The organism is Streptococcus nasisuis (genome assembly GCF_040836615.1).
GTDB lineage: Bacteria > Bacillota > Bacilli > Lactobacillales > Streptococcaceae > Streptococcus > Streptococcus suis_V.
In genome coordinates, this window is the sequence record NZ_CP162268.1 from 2,470,286 (window position 1) to 2,491,430 (window position 21,145).

Here is a 21,145-nt window from a genome sequence, read left to right on the forward strand (position 1 = left end):
CGAGTTGTATTTTTAAAAGGCAAGCCTTTTAATCCTTTTTGTGAAAAATATAACTTGTAGATTTGCAAGATAGTTTTCAACACTCTTATTATATAACTTATTTTATAAAAATGCAAGAGATTCATGAGCATTAAGAAATTAAACCAACAGACCTATCTTCAATCCATTTATTCCACTGCTTTCAAACGTCACTATCACCAATCGCCGTCTAAGTAGAGGCAAGAAAATCGCTAAGCAAAGGAAGAGACCCAGCCCTTCCTTTTTTCTATATAAATACCAATCTTAGCAGCGCCGTCGTCAGAACACCAACCAGGACCGCAAGCAAGATGTTTTTCGTCTTGAGAACCACCCAAAAAGTTGGAAGTAAAGCTAGGCTTTCTACCGGCAAAAAGCTCGGCAACCGTCCAACCTCCTCGTCCATGATACTAGATAAGGTCAAGGCAAAGATAATGGTCAGGGGCAAAAAGCTAAGAAGCTTGACCAGTCTATCAGGCAAACCTTTTTTTTGAGTCAAGACAAATGGGAGAACCCGCGGAAACCAAGTCACTGCAGCCGCAGCTAGAATAATCAAAAACATACTAAGATTAGTAGTGAGGAAATCTCCGACGGGAGAAAGTACTCACTACTTTTTCTTTATGATAAAGTAGAGGTGTCTTGTTAAGTCGAGAACTCTTTTGACGCTAGACGTCGCATCAAAAACTGGCAAGGCACCTGTTTTAGAAAGAATGTTATCAAAGTATGTGGGACGCCAGACGTCGAGTATTGAAAATGACATCACTAAAACAAGGAATCATTCAAGACAAAGAGGTAATATCATGCGAGTAGTATTTGGGATTGACGTGAGTAAGGTAAGTTCAGAAGTAGCCATTCTAGTCAACGGCGAGAAGGTTCATAACTACACCATGTCCAATGATGCCATTGGCTTTTCTCGGCTACTTGGCGATTTGAAAACCGTCCACAAGCCAGAAATCATCTTTGAAGCAACAGGCGTCTATTCTCGTCGTCTTCAAGCTTTTCTGGATGAACATAGCTACGCTTATACACGACTCAATCCCTTAGAAGCCAAGAAGCAACTGGATAGCTTGCGTGTGAGAAAAACAGATCAAATTGACGCCGAAAAACTAGCTCAATCTCAGTTTGTACTGAATCGTAAATCGACGTATGTCCAAGAAGAAGTCTACCAAAACTTGCGGGATCTCAGTCGATTCTATCAGAACTTAACTGAGGACATCGTTCGAGCTAAAAACCGCCTGCACAAGGTCTTACAGGTCACTTTCCCTGAATTGGAAACTATCTTGTCAACACCAACTGGGGAACAATACTGGAACTTAGTTATAGCTTTTCCTTGCAAGGACTTCGTGCTTGAGTTAAGCAAGGATGAACTCTCAAAGAGCATCCGTCTGTCCACTTCAAAACGGATTTCTGACAAGCGTGTGGCTTACTTAGTTGAGAAGCTGACAGCACTAGCTAATCAATCTTATTGTGCCGTTAAGAAAACCTCTCCGATCATGGAAGAGGTGCGTTACTATGCAAAAGAATTGCTTAGACTTTCTGAACAGAGACAAACTGTCTTAGACGAAATGGTGGAACTAGCTCAGCCATTACCAGAATATGAGATTCTGCTTTCTATTCCTGGTATCGCTGAGACGACTGCAACAAGTATTATTGGCGAACTGGGAGATATTCGCCGTTTTCAGTCTGCCAATCAAATCAATGCCTTTATCGGTATTGACCTAAGACACTATGAATCTGGAAGCTTCCTCGCTAAGGAGCACATTACCAAGCGTGGCAATCCCTACGCTAGAAAGATTCTGTTCAAGTGCATTCACAATATCGCTTCAGCTAGTCACACTAATCCTTGCCATATCGCAGACTTTTATGAGAAACGAAAAAGACAATCGCAAACGACTTCAACCAAGCCACACACGATTGCCTCCATACATCGACTCATTCGGACAATGTATTACCTCATTATGCATAACAAACTTTACGATTACGCTTCAACCCAAAATCGATAAAACTGTTTATGCTCTATCATTGTAACACCTTATCAAAAAATTTCAACATAAGGTGTTGGTTTTGTATACACTTTTTTCACTAAACTTTAGTCCAAAAGAAAACAATTTCCTTATTTTGACTATTGAACTCAAAATATTTTTCGTCAAATACCTTGATGGACTTGACAAATGGTAGAAAATATAGTTTTATTGGCCATCAACCATCACCCCCACTGTACATCCAACAAGCGTTGCCAACAAGACCGCCAAATAAGACGAGACTAGGCTTGCCAAGCCAACATAAACCACCAAAACCGAAAGCAAAATCAAACCAATCTTCTTCATAGGAAGTTTCCGAGCCATAGCCTCCAATTGGCCAGAAAAAATCCCAACAAACATGGCAATCAAAGCAAAATCCAAGCCCAAAGCCTCAGGATTAGCAATCAAACCACCCAGCATATTTCCCAAAACTGTAAAGACAAACCAAGAGGCATAGCTGGCTAGATTATTGCCATACATCCAACTGGGCGCAATCTGCTTTTCCTCAACATGCTTTCGCAAAAGCACCGCATAAGATTCATCCGTCAAGAGGGAACCTATCAAAATATTAGAACCCAGGCTATTGCCTTGAAAAATCGTTGTCGTGTGCAAACTCATCAAAAAAAGGCGGATATTAACAAAAAATACCGTCACCGCAATGGATAAAAGCGGTGCCCCAGCTAAAATCATAGCACACATGACAAACTGGGCACTCCCCGCGTAAACCAAGAGACTCATCAACCCCATCTCAACGGCCGTAATCCCTGAATTGACCGAAACCACCCCGCAAGCAAAACCGATGCTAGCATAACCCAAAACCGTCGGCAGAGCTGCTTCCATGCCCGACCGAAAATTCATATCCTTCATATCTTCTCCTATTGATAACGAGAGGCTGGGCAAACGTCCAACCTCTCACAAAACTCTTACAAATTATCAAACGCCAAACTCGGCTTGGCATTGAGCTTCCAACCCGCAAAGTTACCCTTGTTGTACTCGGACGCAGCCGCAAGAGCAATCATCCCGGCATTGTCACCACAAAGACGAAGAGGTGGAATAATCACATCCACATCGGTGATTTCAGTCGCCAGACGCTCACGCAAGCCCTGATTGGCCGCTACACCGCCCGCCACAACCAAGGTCTTGACAGGATAGGCCGCCAAAGCCTTCTTGGTCTTGGCCATCAAAATATCCATGACACAGGCTTGGAAGGAGGCCGCCAAATCTTCATTGGATAGACTTTCACCCTTTTGCTGGGCATTATGGTAGAGGTTGATAAAGGCCGACTTGAGACCTGAAAATGAAAACTCCAGATTATCTTCCTTGATCATAGCCCGCGGGAAATTATAAATGTCCTCACCTTGATGAGCCAATTCATCAATGACCCGACCAGCCGGATAAGGCAAGCCCATAACGCGACCGACCTTGTCATAAGCCTCACCGACCGCATCATCGCGCGTCTCACCGACAATTTTGTAATCGCCCGCCTCAGACACATAGACCAACTCCGTGTGTCCGCCGCTGACCAAGAGCGCCAGCAAGGGAAATTCCAACTCCTTAACCGCACGCGCCGCCATCAAATGCCCCGCCATATGATTAACAGGAATTAAAGGCAAACCATGTGCCCAGGCAAAAGCCTTGGCCGCTGAAATCCCGACCAAGAGTGCCCCGACCAAGCCTGGACCGTAGGTTACCGCCACCGCTGACAAGTCCTCAACCGTTACCTCAGCCGCAAGCAAAGCCTCCTCGATGCAAGCCGTGATAACCTCCACATGGTGGCGGCTAGCCACCTCGGGCACCACACCCCCAAAACGCTGGTGGCTGGCAACCTGACTGGCAATCACATTGGACAAAAGCTCCGCTTCACCTCGTAAAACCGCCACTGACGTCTCATCACAGGACGTCTCGATGGCCAAAATCAATCTATCTTCCATTCCACTCTCTCTTCATCACCACTGCGTCCTCAATCGGACTGTGGTAATAGTTCTTTCGTTTTCCTATTTTGGTAAAATGCTGGCGTCTATAAAGAGCTTGGGCTGGGGCATTGGATTCCCTCACTTCGAGAAAAATGTCCCCTTCCCAGTCCTTCACAGCAGCCATTAGCTGGCTTGCAATCCCCCGTCCCTGAGAATGAGTCTTAACAGCAATCTGCAAAATCTCCATCTCATCCAGAACCGTCTGCACCGCTAAAAATCCGACCACATCCTGCCCATCATAGGCCAGATAATAGGTCGTATCCGCCCCAGCCATATCCGAAGCCACTTGACTTTCCGTCCAAGGCGACAGCTCATACACATCCGTCAAAACGGCATATACAGCCGGAACTAAGTCCGCCTGCCCCTCGTATTTCCTGATTTCAATCATACACGTTTGATATAGTTTTCATTACCAGCAGCATGGTCCTTGAGCCAATTTTCCTCAGCCTCGACACGTTTGAGGTAGGCTGGCTCAAAACTGGTAACTTCCACCGCAGGCAAGTCCTGACCAATAACCGCCAGCTGATAGGCGGACGGCAGGCTGGTTTGAATAGCCGCCTCTGGAAAAGCTTGATTTATCTGCTCGACAAAGTTTGTTACTTCCCCGACAAAAGTCAGGTTTTCCTGACCAGACAGGCTAGCCAATAATTCCTCAAATACCCAGTATTGGTCAGCTTGAGTAGCTCTGCCATTTTCATAAATCCCAGCATAGACCGAATTGCGGCGCGCATCAATGAGCGGAACCACCCGACCAGAGAGGCCAGCTGGCACCAGCGACTGCAGGCTAGAAACCCCGACCAAATCAATCTGCAGAGTGTAAGCCAGAGTCTTGGCTGTCGCCACCGCTACCCGCAAGCCCGTGTAAGAACCAGGCCCCTGAGCCACGACAATTCGCTCTAAATCCTTGGGTGTCCAACCGACCTGAGCCACTAAAAAATCCACTGTCGGCATGAGGCTGATACTGTGATTTTTCTTGATAGCCAAGATCGTCTCCGCCAGCAGGCGGCTATCTTCCACCAGCGCCACCGAAAGAGCCTGGTTGGAACTATCTAATGCTAAAATTTTCATGATTTTCTTCCTTTGAACTGCTATCTCTCTATTGTAAGCTATTTGAGAGAGAAATTCAAATTGAAAAGGCTAGGTTGTCTCACCCAGCCTCCTTCAGCTCTGTCAGGTCAATGACCTGGTCATAAACAATGCCTTTTGGTCTTGACGGACAGGCGAAGTCGCCACCAAATCATTCGATTGATTCCAAATAAATCGGCTGAGGCTGTGAATCAGGCCTTGAAAATCATCTTGAAGGAGTTCCAAATCAAATCCATTACTACAGATAATGGAACCGAGTTTAACCGCTTGTCAGAAGTGTTTCCGGAGAAACATATCTACTACGCTCACCCTTATTCCTCTTGGGAGAGAGGCACGAACGAGAATCACAATAGACTTATCCGACGGTGGTTGCCGAAAGGAACCACAAAAACGACCCCGAAAGAAGTCGCTTTTATCGAAAATTGGATCAATAACTATCCCAAAAAATGTTTGGGTTACAAGTCACCGAGAGAATTTCTTATAGGTGGCTAACTCGGAATTTAAATTTGCCCAACAAATTGAAAACCATATCATTTTCAATTCTCCGTCAATTCAATTTACCAAGGCTTTATTTTATGGTATAATGAAGAGTAATATACCGGCTGTGAAACCTAATAACTCAAAAAAATTGAATAGACCCAACAAATAGCATCCCTATTTGTATCTTTTTCATAGACACAGTCAAAAGGAGAAAGGAAACTACACTACACATGATTTTTAAAGTATTTTACCAAGAAACCAAAGTCAGCCCACGCCGTGAGCAGACCCAAGTTCTCTATGTTCAAGTAGATGCTGCTGACGAATTGCAAGGTCGTATCAAGGTCAAGGAATTGGTTGAAAACAAGTTCCCAGCCTACAACGTCGAATTTGTCGACCTCCTATCTGACAAGCACCTCGAATACGAGAAAGAGCACGCAGATTTCAAACTTACGGAGTTCTAATCTATGCCATCAGTCAATCTAAAACCTCATGAAGTTGGTGTCTTCGCCATCGGTGGTTTGGGAGAAATCGGGAAGAACACCTACGGTATCGAGTACCAGGACGACATCCTCATCGTTGATGCCGGTATCAAGTTCCCCGAAGATGACCTATTGGGTATCGACTACGTTATCCCAGACTACTCCTATATTGTTGAAAATATCGACCGCGTCAAAGGCTTGGTCATTACCCACGGGCACGAGGACCACATCGGGGGGATTCCTTTCCTACTCAAACAAGCCAATGTCCCTATCTACGCAGGTCCCCTAGCCCTAGCCCTTATTCGTGGCAAATTAGAAGAGCACGGTCTCCTTCGTGATGCCAAACTGTTTGAAATTAACCACAATACAGAATTGACTTTTAAACACCTCAAGGTCAGCTTCTTCCGCACCACCCACTCCATTCCAGAACCCCTGGGTGTTGTGGTAGATACACCGCAAGGAAAAATCGTCTGTACCGGTGACTTCAAGTTTGACTTTACCCCAGTTGGTGAGCCAGCTGATTTGCACCGTATGGCAGCCCTGGGAGAAGAAGGCGTTCTCTGCCTCCTCTCTGACTCGACTAACGCTGAAGTTCCGACCTTTACCAACTCTGAAAAAGTGGTCGGTCAGTCCATCATGAAGCTGATTGAAGGCATCCACGGGCGCATTATCTTCGCATCCTTTGCCTCCAACATCTTCCGCCTCCAGCAGGCTGCAGATGCCGCTGTCAAGACCGGTCGTAAGATTGCTGTCTTTGGCCGCTCCATGGAAAAAGCCATTGTCAACGGTATTGAGCTGGGCTACATCAAGGTGCCGAAAGATACCTTTATCGAGCCAAATGAAATCAAGGAATACCCTGCCAACGAGATAATGATTCTCTGTACAGGTAGTCAAGGAGAGCCAATGGCGGCCCTCTCGCGGATTGCCCACGGTACCCACCGTCAGGTCCAACTCCAGCCAGGCGATACGGTTATCTTCTCATCTTCGCCGATTCCGGGAAATACCACAGGTGTCAACAAGCTCATCAATATCTTAATTGAGGCCGGTGTCGATGTCATCCACGGTAAGATTAACAACATCCATACCTCCGGACACGGTGGCCAGCAGGAACAAAAACTCATGCTCCGCTTGATTAAGCCAAAATTCTTCATGCCTGTGCATGGCGAATACCGCATGCAAAAAATCCATGCCAGTCTAGCTGTTGATACTGGAGTTCCTAAGGATAATATCTTCATCATGGAAAACGGAGATGTCCTGGCTCTGACCAAGGACAGAGCCCGCATGGCCGGTCAATTCAACGCCCAAGATATCTACGTTGACGGAAACCGTATCGGTGAAATCGGAGCTGCTGTCCTCAAAGATCGTCGTGATTTATCTGAAGACGGTGTAGTCCTTGCAGTCGCAACCGTAGACTTCAAGACCAAGATGATTTTGGCTGGACCAGATGTCCTCAGCCGAGGTTTCATCTACATGCGTGAATCAGGCGACCTGATTCGTGAGAGCCAGCGCGTTCTCTTCAACGCCATCCGTATCGCCCTGCGCAACAAGGATGCCAATATCCAAACGGTCAACGGCGCTATTGTCAACGCCCTGCGACCATTCCTTTATGAAAAAACAGAACGGGAGCCAATCATCATTCCAATGATTCTAACCCCCGATCGCTAAACAAACTAAATCGAAGCAAGGTTCCTCTTCGATTTTTTTATTCCCAATTTGTAAAATTGGGAGCGGGAAAGAACTCGACTAATGAAAAGAGAGTTCGTCAACAAGTCCTTATTTCCAGTTGTTGAGCTGAAACAGTCTATCCCCAGACTTCAATTTATGTGAGCTGACTGCCGTCAGCTTATATCTCCCACTTTAAAAGGTCTCCCAGACCTTTTAAACTCCCGCCCCCGCATAGCTCCAAAGGTTTGGGAAACCTTTGGAGGCTGGAGATATAGCGAACAAAGTTCGCATCAGTCGTTAAGTCAGAGTAGTGACTGTTGGAGGTTGGAAATTGAACGAACGGAGTTCGTATCATTCGTTAGATCAGGTTCGGAGTATCAAACGCGAAGGAAATGAGGCTTTCTACGCAACCCTTATTTCCAACTTTAAAAGGTTCCCCGAACCTTATGAACAATCAACCCCTGCGTCAATATGTTTTTACTAATCAATGAGGTTGAGGTTGGACTTTATGCCCAACCTCAACCTTTTCCTATTCTCCTTATGAAGTGATATTTGATGACACCTTTGAGGGGAACGTCCTCTAAACTCGCGTATAGTTCATAGCCATTTTTCAAGTAGAAATCCTTAGCTTGGTAGGATTTGGTGGATAGGGTAATGCTGGTCACTTCCAGTTCTCTGGCCTGCTCCTCCAATTCTGACAACAATTGACTACCTAGCCCCAAACCTTGCGCTTCTTTAGCCACTACCAAAGCTTTGACATGAATAGTTTCCAATGTCTTCACCGCCTGCAGGACACCGACCAACTGACCGTCCTGTTCTTTGGTCAATACAAGCTCAGTCGGCGACAGTTTCTCTAAAGACTCCGGGCCAAATTCCTCTACAAATTGCTGGTCAAACACCTGATTTACAAACTCATTAATCATTTTCCACCTCCATCGATAGAAAAAGAAACCCGAAGGCTTCTTTCCTCTTAATATAAATCCAAGTAGTTATCAATTTCCCACTTAGAAACGTAGGTTGCGTAGCTTGCCCACTCGATTTTCTTAGCTTCAATGAAGTTGGTGTAGATGTGCTCACCTAGGGCTGCACGCACCACTTCGTCCTTGCGGAGAGCCTTGAGGGCATTATGCAGAGTTGAAGGAAGATCAGTGATGCCTGCTTCACGACGCTCTTCATCAGACATGGCATAAATATTTGACTCTACAGGAGCTGGGGCTTCAATCTTATTTTTGATTCCTTCTAAACCAACTTCCAACAGAACGGCCATAGCCAAGTAAGGGTTAGCAGTTGGGTCTACAGAACGCAATTCCAGGCGAGTTCCCATTCCACGAGATGCAGGTACGCGCACCAATGGCGAGCGGTTCTTACCAGCCCAAGCAATGTAAACTGGCGCCTCGAAACCTGGAACCAAACGCTTGTAAGAGTTAACCGTTGGGTTGGTAATAGCAGTATAGTTATAGGCATGCTTGATCAAACCACCAAGGAAATAGTAGGCTGTTTCAGACAATTGCATACCATTCGGATCTTCTGGATCATAGAAAGCATTGTTTCCATCCTTATCAAACAAGGACATGTTACAGTGCATACCAGAGCCTGCGATACCAAACTTAGGTTTGGCCATAAAGGTCGCATACATCCCGTGCTTACGAGCAATGGTCTTAACAACCAACTTAAAGATTTGGATATTGTCACAAGCTTTTAAGACATCCTCATATTTGAAGTCGATTTCGTGCTGACCTACTGCCACTTCGTGGTGACTCGCTTCCACTTCAAAGCCCATTTCTGTCAGAACGTTTACGATTTCACGACGTGTATTATCAGCAAGGTCTGTTGGAGCAAGGTCAAAATAACCACCCTTATCATTCACTTCAAGTGTTGGGTTTCCGTGTTCATCCATCTTAAAGAGGAAGAACTCTGGTTCTGGACCAAGGTTGAATGATGAGAAACCTGCTTCTTCCATATGGCGAAGAGATTTCTTCAAATTTCCACGTGGGTCACCCGCAAAAGGCTTGCCATCAGTTGTGTAAATATCACAGATTAAACCAGCTACACGGCCATTTTCATCTCCCCAAGGGAAAATAGTCCAGGTATTCAAGTCAGGGTAGAGATACATATCTGATTCATTGATACGAACAAAACCCTCGATAGAAGATCCATCAAACATAACCTTGTTTGACAAAACCTTATCCACCTGCTCATCTGTTGCAGGAATTTCCACGTTCTTCATGATACCCATAATATCTGTAAACATGAGACGTAGGAAGGTAACGTTTTTCTCTTTAATATCACGTTTAATATCCGCTACTGTAATTGACATTGCTTTCTCCTCTATATTTATGCTCTTTAAGATGACCGAAAAATGGAACTCGGACTTGAAAATCGTCCTTGTCGACTGAATTCATCATGCAAGATACGGCGAACATCCTCGTCCGTCAAGGTCTTGGTTTCCTGTTTGACTTTTTCTTTTACCTGACGATTAGCATATTCCTTCTTAATCGCAGCAATATTCAAACCCTCATCCAAGAAATCCTTGATTTCCAAGAGCAAGTCCATATCATTTAGAGAATACAAGCGACGGTTTCCTTCATTACGCTCAGGCTTAATCAAGCCCTGGTCCTCATAATAGCGAATCTGTCGGGCCGTCAGGTCAGTCAACTTCATCACACTACCAATCGGAAAAATGGCTAAGGAACGACGGAACTCTTTTTCTCTCATAATGAACTCCTTTCTGCACACTATTATAGGGGAAATTTTTCTGGGCGTCAATATGTGGTGTCACATTTTGTGACATGTTTTATCTCGAAAAGCGCCTTTTCAGCTTTTCCAGGTCATAATTAACCAAAATTGCTACAAAAACTCCTACAAATGTCTCAAAAACCCTTGTCAAAGCATAGACAATAGTCGAATTCCCTGCAGGTACCGACAAAGCAATGATTAACAGAGTAGCAACACCACTGACAACCCCGGCAGTATTATTGAAAGCCACATTGGTCATAATGGTCAACATGGTAAAAATCGGTATGGCAATCAAGGTTACCCAAAAACTCTGTGAAAAGAAATCGCTGAGGATGAAAAAGAGCAGGGCATAAAAACCACCGATAGAATTGCTGAGGACACGAGAAGAGCCAAAATGCACACTCTTGCCAAAATCCTCCCGCAGACTAAAGACCGCAGACAGAGCTGCTATCTGGAACCCATCCCATTTTAAGAGGTGAAACAGTAATATAACAAAGAAAACTGCCAATCCCGACTTAAGGGTCCGCATCCCTAACTTAAACTTCTTGGGGTCAAATCGATATCTCTTAAACATACTACTATTCTAACATGATTTAGCAAAAATGTTTATCAAATGCCTGCAAAGATTGTGACAAATGGATGATATTGGCTGAACTCAATACTTTTCAAAGACTAGATAAGCTAGCAAAAAACGACGGTCACCCGTCGTTTTTTGCTAGCTTATTTCTCAGTCAATGCTGCAAGTCCTGGCAATACTTTACCTTCTAACAACTCCATAGAAGCACCACCACCTGTTGAGATCCATGAGAACTTGTCTGCACGGCCAAGGTTGATCGCTGCTGCTGCTGAGTCACCACCACCGATGATTGATTTCACACCTGGTTGTTTCACGATAGCGTCCATTACACCGATTGTACCAGCTTGGAAGTCTGGGTTTTCAAATACACCCATAGGACCATTCCAAACAACTGTTTTTGCACCAGTCAAGGCTTCGTCAAACTTAGCGATTGATTTAGGACCGATGTCAAGACCAAGGAATCCTTCTGAAACTGCTTCGCCTTCTGTATCGCGAACTTCAGTATATCCAGCAAATGCGTTAGCTTCTTTTGAGTCAACTGGCAAGATCAATTTACCGTTTGCTTTTTCAAGAAGTGCTTTTGCCACATCAAGCTTGTCTTCTTCTACAAGTGAGTTACCGATTTCGATACCTTGCGCTTTGTAGAATGTGTACGTCATACCACCACCGATAAGAACTTTGTCTGCTTTTTCAAGAAGGTTCTCGATAACACCAATCTTATCAGATACTTTTGAACCACCAAGGATTGCCACGAATGGACGCTCTGGAGTTTCAACAGCTTCTTGGATGTAAGCAATTTCGTTTTCCAAAAGGAAACCAGCTACTGCTTTTTCTACGTTTGCTGAGATACCAACGTTTGATGCGTGTGCACGGTGTGCAGTACCAAACGCGTCGTTAACGAAGATACCATCACCAAGTGAAGCCCAGTATTTACCAAGTTCTTCGTCGTTTTTAGATTCTTTCTTACCATCAACGTCTTCGAAACGAGTGTTTTCGACAAGGAGGACTTGTCCATCTTCCAAAGCATTGATAGCTGCTTCCAATTCAGCACCACGAGTAGCGCCAGCGATGAAAGCAACGTCTTGACCTAATTTAGCCGCCAGGTCAGCTGCTACAGGAGCCAATGATTTACCTTCTTTGTCTGCTTCTTCTTTCACACGACCAAGGTGTGAGAAGAGGATTGCGCGTCCGCCTTGCTCAAGGATGTACTTGATAGTTGGAAGTGCTGCAGTGATACGGTTGTCGTTAGTGATAACGCCATCTTTCAAAGGAACGTTAAAGTCCACACGGACAAGGACTTTTTTGCCCTTCAATTCAACGTCTTTAACAGTCAATTTAGCCATTAGATAGACTCCTTATAAAATTTTTATCCCCATTATTGTACCACATTTTTAACATTTTTCCCATTCAAAGAAAAATTTTTCACAAGATAATGATCAATCTAAGACCAAGTACGAACAATCAGCTACAGCAACCAAAAGAAACTGGCACAAAGTCCAGTTTCCATTATCATTTTTTGGTAACATTTTCCAGATAGCCTTGAGAATTAAGAGCAACAAAGCTATACTTCACTCTTCTCTAGTCAACTTTACCTTGACTCTCCCATTCCTAAATCAATCTGGCTTGTCCTGATGATTTCTGTAAAGCAATGGGTAAATTGAGCCGTGATTCCCCAAACTGTTTCTGGCAGGTTATCATAAAAGGGGATAGACCGTTTGTGGTGCTTGAAAGGGTAGTCCCGACCACCACGAATTCGCTCGAAGGGAAAATCTTGCTCCGGATCCAGACGAAGATAGAGGGGATAGTAGATTGGGTCCTGCTCAAGGAGTGTTGCCAGAGGCACGGTGAACAAGCGGGCCACCTCTTCATTGGGTACAATCTCTTTCCAGTCTACGTTTAAGCGACCGACAAAACAGCGGATAGTTGATTTGCCAAAGACTAGATAGTCAATTTCCCCTAAGATTTCTATAGATTCCTCTGCAAGATTCAGCTCTTCTACTACCTCACGGACCACCGCCATCTCAGCCGATTCCCCCTCTTCGATACCTCCTCCAGGAAAAGAGACCTCCCCAGGTTGAGAAATAGACTCCGAGCGGACTTCGTACAAAACCTGCCACTTATCATCTGACCAGACTAGAGGCAGAAAAACCGCAAAAGACCTTTTCTCACCTAGAGGCTGAGGTTTGTAGTTATCGAGAATTTCCTGAATCTGACGAGGCATAGAACCAACTCCTTACTAACTAGTGATAAAATCATTTTACTCTATTTCCAGCCAAATAGCAAGTGAAATAGCAAAGAAAAACTGAGACGGTGTGTTCTCAGTTTTAGCAGACTTACTTCCCTTTCAGCATGCCCATAATACCTCTGGTCACCACACGTCCGACTTCCCGGCCGACTTGGCTCATGAGATTTTTGGTAAAGCGGTCCATCATCGAATCGGAACGCTTGGCAGATGGTTTGCTGGCCTTGGCCTCTGCTTTTGCTCTTTCCTTGGCAGCCTTTTCTTCCAATTTTGCTGTTTCTTTGGCGGCTTTTTCTGCTGCTTTTTCCGCCTCCGCCTGCTCTGCTTGCTTGATCAACTGAGCCTCTTTTTCTTGGGTCAGCGCTAGAATTTGCTCATGGGCAGATTCTCGGTCAACCGCGTCCGCATATTTGTCCATCAGAGAAGAATTATTGATGGCAGACAAGACCAGAGTCGCATCAGCTGTTCCCAACTGACTCTTCGGCGGATAAATCATCACCCGGTCTGCAAAGCTTGGTGTTCCATCCGCCTGCAAGGTCGAGACAACTGCCTCTCCGACCTGCAATTCCTGAATGACCTTGGCCAAGTCCTCAGCTCCTTCTTGACGGAAGGTATCCGCCACTGTCGCCACCGTTTTTAGTTCCTTAGGCGTGAAAGCGCGGAGCCCATGCTGGATACGGTTGCCCAGCTGGCTAGCGATGCTATCAGGAATATCGGTCGGATTTTGCGTAACGAAAAAGACACCAACACCTTTTGAACGAATCAGGCGAACTATCAACTCAATCTTCTCCAGCAAGACCTTGGGTGCATCCTTGAAGAGCACATGGGCCTCGTCAAAGAAGAAGACCATCTTGGGCTTATCTAGGTCGCCTACTTCCGGTAAAACTTCGTAGAGTTCCGACAAAAGACTGAGCAGAACGGTCGAATAAAGCGTCGGCCGATTGAAAAGTTCTGTCGCCTGCAAGACATTGATAACCCCTTGTCCATCAGCAGTTGTCCGCATCAAATCCGCAATCTCCAAGCTGGGCTCACCGAAGAACAGTTTCCCGCTCTGCTGTTCCAAGACCACCAAACTCCGCAAGATGGCACCGACCGAACGAGCTGGAATATTGCCATAATATTGACTAAGCTCTTGAGCATTTTCAGCCACAAAATTGAGCATGGCCCGCAAGTCCATAAGGTCCAGCAACAGCAGACCACGTTCATCCGCCACACTAAAGACGATATTGAGGATGGATTCCTGCGTATCATTGAGCCCCAGCAAACGGGTCAAAAGCACCGGCCCCAACTCAGAAATGGTCATCCGTACTGGAATCCCATTTTCACCGAAAACATCCCACAGCTCAACGGGATAACTCCTCGGCGAATAATCTGCATACTGAGTCCGCTCCAAACGACTTGGGTCAATTTCCATGGTATTGGCCTGGACCAAACTATTGAGGTCACCCTTGATGTCCGATAGAAAGACAGGAATTCCCGCCTCACTCAGTTGCTCCGCCAAAACCTTGAGCGTCACCGTCTTACCTGTCCCCGTCGCCCCGGCAATCACACCGTGCCGATTGAGGCGCTTGAGCTGGATTTCCGCCTGCGCACGCCCGTACCCAAATGCAATAACTTCTGACATAATCTGCCCTCTTTTCCGATTGTTCTGTCTATATTCTAGCATAGTTTTTAGGAAAATAGCAGAGCAGACAGCTTGCAAGTTCACCGCAACAAGAAAAAAAGAAAAGCCTGACGAGCAGACTTTTTCATATTACAAATACAAATATTTAAACAGGGCAACCGCAGCGATTGACGCAAGGATTGGAGCAACAACGCCGACCCATGCATACCACCATTTTGAATCAGCCTTGGCTTGACCAAGAATTGATTTTGGCAAGAAGTGGTGAACGATACGAGGACCAAGGTCACGCGCTGGGTTGAGACCAGGACCAGTTGGACCACCGACAGCTGCAACAAGGGCCATAACAAGGAAACCGATACCGACATGGGCTACTGCAATGGAACCGGCAGTATATGGCGCAACCATTGTTTCAGCAGCAGTCTTATCATAGCCTTGCTCAATCAACTTACCAACCAACTCTGCACCGAAGAAGTTCTTTGTCAAAGCAAGCGCACCGAAGAACAAGACGAATGACCCAACAAACTCATTTAAGAAACCATTGATGGTTGCTGCTTTACGGCTTTCCGCTTTGCCATTGTCCAAAGCATTGATAGTAGAGAAAGAACCCAAGACATGGTTTGAATTCTCTGTTTTCAAGAAATATGGTTTGTAAACGGTGACAACGACCAATTGACCAAGCATTGCACCCAAGACCTGAGCGATAATGTATTGAGCCACATGTGCCCAAGGGAATAGACCTGAAACAGCCAAACCAAGTGTGAAGGCTGGGTTGATATGGTTACCAGAAACATTACCAAACATGAGGGCTGGCATCATAACAGCCAAACCGTAGCCGATAGCGATCAAGATCCAACCTGAGTTGTTTCCTTTAGTACCTTTAAGGTCAACGTTGGCAACTGTACCATTACCGATGATAATGAGCAAGGCAGTCGCAAGAAATTCAGTGATATATTTCACTGTCCATGTGATATCCATGAGTGTATCCTTCCAATTTATGAATAGTATTGATATTCTCTATTTTATCAAGTATAATATACAAAGTAAAGCATTAACTAGAAAGTGAAGCGTTTACTTTCTGAAAAACAGATGATTACTTACACTATTTTTCAAATGCCAAAGGAGATTTATATGGCTTCCCAAAATGACACGCTCATTTACAATATTGACAAAAGTATCAAGAAAAAAGCAGACTTGATTGAAAACAACTTCTTCGCCTATGCAATTCGCTCAGCTATGGCCAGTGTTTACCTAGCAATTGGTTTGGCTATATCAGTTTATACAGCTGATAAGCTCAATCATATTGTAGATGGCCTCGGTAAATTCAGCTACGGACTCATGTTCGGCTGGTGCTTGGTCATGATTCTTTATATGAACGCTGAACTAGGTACTTCTAATATGATGTACATGACCTCTGCTATCCACCGGAAAGTGATCCCTACCAAAACAGCCCTCAAGATTCTAGCTACTTGTATCTTTTTCAACTTTGTTGGGGCAATCATTGTAGCCTATATGCTCTCCTTCACAACTCCTTACCAGGTTGGACATTTGGAACATGATAGTTACCTGATTGAAGCTGTTGTCGCAAAACTGGAAAAAACACCTCTGACACAGTTTGTCGAGGGCATCTTTGCCAACATCGTAGTAAACATCGCTGTCTTTATCTCTATGCGCATGAAAGACGATGCGGGCCGTGTTATTTCCCTCATCTTTATCATCTTTATCTTTGCCTTCCTAGGCTTTGAGCACGTTATTGCCAACTTCTCTACCTTCTCCTTGGCCCTTTTCTCAAATGGTGGTCCAGTCGAGGGCATGACTATCCTCAGTGTCCTAAGGAATTTCCTCTTCTCAGGACTTGGAAACTACGTCGGCGGTGGTCTCCTTATCGGTCTCCTTTACAGCTGGCTCAGCGATAAATCAAAACTCTATGTCGACTAATCTAGAGAATGCGGTTGGAAATCCAGCCGTATTTTTTGTACTCACCAATAACCCGAGAGGCCGAATATGATGCAAATAATCTAATCGCCCCTGTTTCTAGAAATATGACAATAAAACCCTCTGAAAGCTTGATTTCAAAGGGTTTTTAGAATGTATACAAAAAGAGCACCGACTCGACATCGCTTAGGGCTGCTGGATTCCTCCCCTGACCCGCTTCACGCACGAACCTTGCTCCATTTATTATTATATCACAAATTCACTAAAATTCAATATTTTTCTCAACTTCAAGCTTCCTGAAAATGAGAAATAAGTTCATACTCAGAGATAGATATTCTTCATCAACATCCTATCATCAACTAACCCCACTCTCAATATCACTTAGCTAATAGACCTAAAATTCATTATCCAGGCCATCTGATAGCTTTGATTCCCCCTCATCACTTAAACTGGGCACCGTATTGGGCTAACAGATGAGTCTAACGTAACCGCCCAATAACGGAGTATCTTTTCAGCACTGGAGGATTTTTTTATGTCACACCCCATCGTCCCATTGACTGTTCCCAAATCTCGTCGCTTTGAGAAGAAAGGCAGAAACGATATTCTAATCAAAATTCGTCTCGGAAAAGTGGAACTCACATTCTTTCAAGCAATCCACCAAGAGACACTAGAAACACTCTTGGATAAGGTACTGCACCATGACCATCCAGCTCAGTGATTTAGGACAAGTGCAACCGCCCAATATACTTCGTTATTGGGCGGTTGCGTCTAACACTACAGACTTATTGAATCACAAGAATTCTCCGAGTTTCATAGTTAACAAGAGCTAAAAAACGCCTGCTTACGAAATTATTCTAGCTTAGAGTAATTTCGTAAACAAGCGTCAAATCAATATGATGAGTGTTACCGCTGGGGCAGGCCCAGCGGTAGACCAGAGCTAGACTAAGAAGATTTCTCTTCCATCATCATAACACTCAACAAAATTGATGATCTTATACAAGTTCGATAATTGCCATTGGGGCAGCATCACCACGACGTGGTTCAGTTTTAAGGATACGAGTGTATCCACCATTGCGCTCAGCATAACGAGGTGCGATTTCTGAGAACAATTTTTGAAGAGCTGTAGTAGCTGTGTACTTATCAGTTGCTTCATCGTAGTTTTCAGATGCAATTTCGTTACGAACAAATGCAGCAGCTTGACGACGTGCGTGCAAGTCACCACGTTTACCAAGTGTGATCATTTTTTCAACTGTTTTACGGATTTCTTTAGCACGAGCTTCAGTTGTAACGATTGATTCGTTGATCAAAAGGTCAGTTGTCAAATCGCGCAACATTGCTTTACGTTGTGAGCTAGTGCGTCCTAGTTTACGGTATGCCATGATTTCCTCCTATATTTATTTATCATTTTTCAATCCAAGACCGAGTTCAGCAAGTTTAATCTTCACTTCCTCAAGACTCTTACGGCCCAGATTGCGCACTTTCATCATTTCTGGCTCAGTTTTCTCTGTCAAGTCAAACACAGTATTGATGCCTGCACGTTTAAGACAGTTGTATGAGCGAACAGAAAGGTCCAATTCTTCGATCGTACGATCGAGCATACGGTCATCAGATGCTGTTTCAGATTCTTTCATCACTTCAGCTGATTTTGCAACTTCAGTCAAATCTGTAAAGAGACCCAAGTGCTCCATCAAGATACGAGCAGAAAGCCCAAGTGCATCTTCAGGAATAATTGTACCGTTTGTACTGATTTCAAGTGTCAATTTGTCAAATCCATCGTTGCTACCAACACGAGCTGGCTCAACTTGATAATTGACTTTTGTAACTGGCGTATAGATTGAATCTACCGCAAGTGTACCTACTGGTGCATCATCTTTCTTATTGCCTTCAGCTGGTACATAACCGCGACCTGCATTTACAGTTAAAATCGCTTTAAATGTTGCACCTTCAGCAATTGTGAAGAGATAATGATCAGGATTTACAATTTCAATATCACTATCTGTAAGAATGTCACCTGCTGTTACCGCAGCTGGACCTACTACATCAAGTTCAATTTTCTTTTCGTCTTCGACATAAGATTTTACAGCAATGCCTTTGATGTTGAGAATAATCTGCATGACATCTTCACGGACACCTGGAACTGTGTCGAATTCGTGGAGTACACCATCAATCTTAATTGATGTTACTGCAGCACCCGGAAGTGAAGCAAGAAGTACACGACGAAGAGAGTTACCAAGAGTTGTTCCGTACCCACGTTCAAGCGGTTCGACTACAAATCTGCCGTAATCTTTATTTTCATCAATTTTTGTTATTGTTGGTTTTTCAAACTCAATCATTTCTTACTCCCTCTTAAACGAAAAGCTGTGTATGGTTGGTATGATTATACACGGCGACGTTTTGGAGGACGAGCACCATTGTGTGGTACAGGAGTCACATCACGAATTGCTGTTACTTCAAGACCAGCGGCAGCAAGAGCGCGGATAGCAGACTCACGACCTGAACCTGGGCCTTTAACGGTAACTTCAACTGTTTTAAGACCGTGTTCTTGTGCAGATTTAGCAGCTGCTTCTGAAGCCATTTGAGCTGCGAATGGTGTAGATTTACGAGAACCTTTGAAACCAAGAGCACCAGCTGATGACCAAGCAATAGCGTTACCATGCACATCAGTAATCATAACAATAGTGTTATTAAATGTAGCGTGAATATGTGCAATACCAGATTCGATATTCTTTTTCACACGACGTTTACGTGTTGGTTTAGCCAATTTTTCTACCTCCTATATTATTTTTTCTTACCTGCGATCGCAACAGCTTTACCTTTACGAGTGCGGGCATTGTTTTTAGTGTTTTGTCCACGGACAGGAAGTCCACGACGGTGACGGATACCACGGTATGAACCGATCTCCATCAAACGCTTGATGTTCAAGTTAACTTCACGACGGAGGTCACCTTCAACTTTGATTGCATCAACTTCACGACGGATAGCATCTTCTTGATCTGATGTCAAATCTTTTACGCGTACATCTTCTGAAATGCCTGCTGCTGCAAGAATTTTTTTAGATGTTGCAAGACCGATACCATATACGTATGTCAATGAAATAACTACACGTTTGTCATTTGGAATGTCAACTCCAGCAATACGAGCCATGTTTTCTCCTTTCTATATTTTAACCTTGACGTTGCTTGTGTTTAGGGTTTGCTGGGCAAATCACCATAACACGACCATTACGACGAATAACTTTGCAGTATTCGCAAATTGGTTTGACCGATGGTCTTACTTTCATGTTTTATCCCTCCAAGTATTTCGACTATTTAAAGCGGTATGTGATACGTCCACGAGTCAAGTCATACGGACTAAGCTCAACAGTTACGCGGTCTCCGACCAAAATACGAATGTAGTTCTTACGGATTTTACCAGAAACAGTTGCAAGGACTTGGTGTCCATTTTCCAACTCAACAGTAAACATAGCATTTGGCATTGTATCAACTACTTTGCCTTCAATTTCAATCACATCTTCTTTTGCCATGCAAAAGTATCCCCTCTCTAAATATCGATTTGATGCCCTCTGAATACAGAGGTAACAATTATAAGTCAGACTAGGCTATTTTATCACTTTCACATGAAAAATGCAAGCCAAATCCATTAGATTATTTTAAATTTGACAAGACTGTGTCAATTGCTCGGAAAACAAGTTCGATGTCTTGGTCTCCCTCAATATCATGGACCAAACCTTTGGCACGATAGTGGTCAATAATTGGTTGACCTTGGGCAATATTGACCTCCAAACGGCGTTGAACAGATTCAGGCTTATCATCTTCACGCTGATAGAAATCTTCTTCTTTATAATCTCCAACAGGTGGGTTAAAGATTTTATGGAAGGTTTCACCAGTTTCTTTATGGATGATTCGACCGCTAAGTCGCTCAACCAATTTAGATGGATCGATTTCAATGTTGATAACACCCTGCAGTTCAATTCCTAAATCTGCTAGGTTGGCATCCAAGGCATGTGCTTGTTCAATCGTGCGTGGGTAACCATCTAGCAAGAACCCCTTTTCCTTGATGTCGTCTTGCACCAAACGCTCTTTGACGATACCATTGGTTACTTCGTCCGGAACCAAGTCGCCTTTGTCGATATACGATTTAGCAAGTAGCCCCATTTCCGTTTGATTAGCCATAGCAGCACGGAACATATCTCCTGTAGAAATGTGAGCAACATTAAATTTTTCAACAATCTTAGCCGCTTGAGTCCCTTTACCAGCACCTGGCAAACCCATAATTAAAAGATTCATGACAAACTCCTTATTTTGTTTTCACATAA

25 protein-coding genes, 1 other RNA gene and 1 pseudogene are annotated in these 21,145 nt (G+C 44.2%); 6 read left to right on the forward strand and 21 right to left on the reverse strand.

Annotated features, from left to right (window positions below; all coding sequences use genetic code 11):
• Positions 1–265: 265 nt before the first annotated feature.
• Complete coding sequence (locus AB1F57_RS12380) at positions 266–577, reverse strand: AzlD domain-containing protein (protein WP_367985814.1); 312 nt, start codon at positions 575–577, stop codon at positions 266–268.
• A 238-nt stretch (positions 578–815) separates the two neighbouring features.
• Between AB1F57_RS12380 and AB1F57_RS12385 the strand changes: the two genes are divergently transcribed.
• The gene (locus AB1F57_RS12385; protein ID WP_367985527.1) at positions 816–2,018 is read left to right on the forward strand and encodes an IS110 family transposase; all 1,203 of its coding nucleotides are present in this window, start codon (positions 816–818) and stop codon (positions 2,016–2,018) included.
• Between the two features lie 186 nt (positions 2,019–2,204).
• On the opposite strand, the gene AB1F57_RS12390 is transcribed toward AB1F57_RS12385, so the two are convergent.
• From AB1F57_RS12390 to tsaB, 4 genes are read right to left on the reverse strand one after another with little or no spacing between them, the layout of a single operon-like run.
• The gene (locus tag AB1F57_RS12390) at positions 2,205–2,903 is read right to left on the reverse strand and encodes an AzlC family ABC transporter permease (RefSeq protein WP_367985815.1); all 699 of its coding nucleotides are present in this window, start codon (positions 2,901–2,903) and stop codon (positions 2,205–2,207) included.
• 56 nt (positions 2,904–2,959) lie between these two features.
• Entirely contained in the window at positions 2,960–3,967 is a 1,008-nt protein-coding gene (gene tsaD / locus AB1F57_RS12395; RefSeq protein WP_367985817.1) for a tRNA (adenosine(37)-N6)-threonylcarbamoyltransferase complex transferase subunit TsaD, read from the reverse strand.
• On the reverse strand, positions 3,957–4,397 hold the full coding sequence (rimI, locus tag AB1F57_RS12400) for a ribosomal protein S18-alanine N-acetyltransferase (RefSeq protein ID WP_170238619.1): 441 nt from the start codon (positions 4,395–4,397) through the stop codon (positions 3,957–3,959). Before rimI ends, tsaD begins: the two co-directional genes overlap by 11 nt.
• Entirely contained in the window at positions 4,394–5,077 is a 684-nt protein-coding gene (gene tsaB / locus AB1F57_RS12405; RefSeq protein ID WP_367985818.1) for a tRNA (adenosine(37)-N6)-threonylcarbamoyltransferase complex dimerization subunit type 1 TsaB, read from the reverse strand. The genes rimI and tsaB overlap by 4 nt, the downstream gene beginning before the upstream one ends.
• A gap of 129 nt (positions 5,078–5,206) precedes the next feature.
• Between tsaB and AB1F57_RS12410 the strand changes: the two are divergent.
• The 3 genes and pseudogenes from AB1F57_RS12410 to AB1F57_RS12420 form a co-directional block, all read left to right on the forward strand.
• A pseudogene (locus tag AB1F57_RS12410) lies at positions 5,207–5,587 on the forward strand (IS30 family transposase); the annotation flags it as partial.
• Between the two features lie 218 nt (positions 5,588–5,805).
• Positions 5,806–6,036 (forward strand): DNA-dependent RNA polymerase subunit epsilon, encoded by a 231-nt coding sequence (locus AB1F57_RS12415; RefSeq protein ID WP_105111122.1) that lies wholly within the window; start codon positions 5,806–5,808, stop codon positions 6,034–6,036.
• A 3-nt stretch (positions 6,037–6,039) separates the two neighbouring features.
• Positions 6,040–7,719, forward strand: coding sequence for a ribonuclease J (locus tag AB1F57_RS12420; RefSeq protein ID WP_367985819.1), 1,680 nt, complete (start codon positions 6,040–6,042; stop codon positions 7,717–7,719).
• Positions 7,720–8,237: 518 nt separating this feature from the next.
• Here the strand turns inward: AB1F57_RS12420 and AB1F57_RS12425 are convergent.
• From AB1F57_RS12425 to gla, 8 genes are all read right to left on the reverse strand, one after another.
• The gene (locus AB1F57_RS12425; protein ID WP_367985820.1) at positions 8,238–8,642 is read right to left on the reverse strand and encodes a GNAT family N-acetyltransferase; all 405 of its coding nucleotides are present in this window, start codon (positions 8,640–8,642) and stop codon (positions 8,238–8,240) included.
• A 47-nt stretch (positions 8,643–8,689) separates the two neighbouring features.
• A complete protein-coding gene (glnA, locus tag AB1F57_RS12430; protein ID WP_105111125.1) occupies positions 8,690–10,036 on the reverse strand; it encodes a type I glutamate--ammonia ligase in 1,347 nt (448 codons plus the stop codon).
• Positions 10,037–10,062: 26 nt separating this feature from the next.
• On the reverse strand, positions 10,063–10,434 hold the full coding sequence (locus tag AB1F57_RS12435; RefSeq protein WP_105138634.1) for a MerR family transcriptional regulator: 372 nt from the start codon (positions 10,432–10,434) through the stop codon (positions 10,063–10,065).
• A gap of 79 nt (positions 10,435–10,513) precedes the next feature.
• Entirely contained in the window at positions 10,514–11,029 is a 516-nt protein-coding gene (locus AB1F57_RS12440) for an aromatic acid exporter family protein (protein WP_105138633.1), read from the reverse strand.
• Between the two features lie 146 nt (positions 11,030–11,175).
• Positions 11,176–12,375 carry a phosphoglycerate kinase gene (gene pgk, locus AB1F57_RS12445; RefSeq protein WP_014637337.1) on the reverse strand — a complete coding sequence of 400 codons (1,200 nt, stop codon included), beginning with the start codon at positions 12,373–12,375 and terminating at the stop codon, positions 11,176–11,178.
• 245 nt (positions 12,376–12,620) lie between these two features.
• Positions 12,621–13,253, reverse strand: coding sequence for a CoA pyrophosphatase (locus AB1F57_RS12450; protein WP_105138632.1), 633 nt, complete (start codon positions 13,251–13,253; stop codon positions 12,621–12,623).
• 112 nt (positions 13,254–13,365) lie between these two features.
• Complete coding sequence (locus AB1F57_RS12455; protein WP_105138631.1) at positions 13,366–14,898, reverse strand: helicase HerA-like domain-containing protein; 1,533 nt, start codon at positions 14,896–14,898, stop codon at positions 13,366–13,368.
• A gap of 129 nt (positions 14,899–15,027) precedes the next feature.
• Positions 15,028–15,873 carry an aquaglyceroporin Gla gene (gla, locus tag AB1F57_RS12460; protein WP_105138630.1) on the reverse strand — a complete coding sequence of 282 codons (846 nt, stop codon included), beginning with the start codon at positions 15,871–15,873 and terminating at the stop codon, positions 15,028–15,030.
• Between the two features lie 153 nt (positions 15,874–16,026).
• On the opposite strand from gla, the gene AB1F57_RS12465 reads away from it, so the two are divergent.
• Positions 16,027–16,833, forward strand: a complete 807-nt coding sequence (locus AB1F57_RS12465; RefSeq protein ID WP_105138629.1) for a formate/nitrite transporter family protein — start codon at positions 16,027–16,029, stop codon at positions 16,831–16,833.
• A 147-nt stretch (positions 16,834–16,980) separates the two neighbouring features.
• On the opposite strand, the gene ffs is transcribed toward AB1F57_RS12465, so the two are convergent.
• An RNA gene (gene ffs / locus AB1F57_RS12470) (signal recognition particle sRNA small type) lies at positions 16,981–17,078 on the reverse strand.
• Between the two features lie 284 nt (positions 17,079–17,362).
• Between ffs and AB1F57_RS12475 the strand changes: the two genes are divergently transcribed.
• Positions 17,363–17,548: a hypothetical protein gene (locus AB1F57_RS12475; protein WP_105138628.1), complete on the forward strand. Its 186-nt coding sequence runs from the start codon at positions 17,363–17,365 to the stop codon at positions 17,546–17,548.
• 274 nt (positions 17,549–17,822) lie between these two features.
• Here the strand turns inward: AB1F57_RS12475 and rplQ are convergent, their stop codons facing one another.
• The 7 genes from rplQ to AB1F57_RS12510 all read right to left on the reverse strand — a co-directional run bounded on the left by rplQ (position 17,823) and on the right by AB1F57_RS12510 (position 21,116).
• Positions 17,823–18,209, reverse strand: coding sequence for a 50S ribosomal protein L17 (gene rplQ, locus AB1F57_RS12480; RefSeq protein WP_024532345.1), 387 nt, complete (start codon positions 18,207–18,209; stop codon positions 17,823–17,825).
• A gap of 15 nt (positions 18,210–18,224) precedes the next feature.
• On the reverse strand, positions 18,225–19,163 hold the full coding sequence (locus tag AB1F57_RS12485; RefSeq protein WP_105111778.1) for a DNA-directed RNA polymerase subunit alpha: 939 nt from the start codon (positions 19,161–19,163) through the stop codon (positions 18,225–18,227).
• Positions 19,164–19,207: 44 nt separating this feature from the next.
• Positions 19,208–19,591 carry a 30S ribosomal protein S11 gene (rpsK, locus tag AB1F57_RS12490; RefSeq protein ID WP_004195509.1) on the reverse strand — a complete coding sequence of 128 codons (384 nt, stop codon included), beginning with the start codon at positions 19,589–19,591 and terminating at the stop codon, positions 19,208–19,210.
• Positions 19,592–19,608: 17 nt separating this feature from the next.
• Positions 19,609–19,974 carry a 30S ribosomal protein S13 gene (rpsM, locus tag AB1F57_RS12495; RefSeq protein WP_002936622.1) on the reverse strand — a complete coding sequence of 122 codons (366 nt, stop codon included), beginning with the start codon at positions 19,972–19,974 and terminating at the stop codon, positions 19,609–19,611.
• A 19-nt stretch (positions 19,975–19,993) separates the two neighbouring features.
• A complete protein-coding gene (gene rpmJ, locus AB1F57_RS12500) occupies positions 19,994–20,110 on the reverse strand; it encodes a 50S ribosomal protein L36 (protein WP_001808836.1) in 117 nt (38 codons plus the stop codon).
• Between the two features lie 24 nt (positions 20,111–20,134).
• Positions 20,135–20,353: a translation initiation factor IF-1 gene (gene infA / locus AB1F57_RS12505; protein ID WP_002936627.1), complete on the reverse strand. Its 219-nt coding sequence runs from the start codon at positions 20,351–20,353 to the stop codon at positions 20,135–20,137.
• Positions 20,354–20,474: 121 nt separating this feature from the next.
• On the reverse strand, positions 20,475–21,116 hold the full coding sequence (locus tag AB1F57_RS12510) for an adenylate kinase (protein ID WP_105138626.1): 642 nt from the start codon (positions 21,114–21,116) through the stop codon (positions 20,475–20,477).
• Positions 21,117–21,145 lie beyond the last annotated feature (29 nt).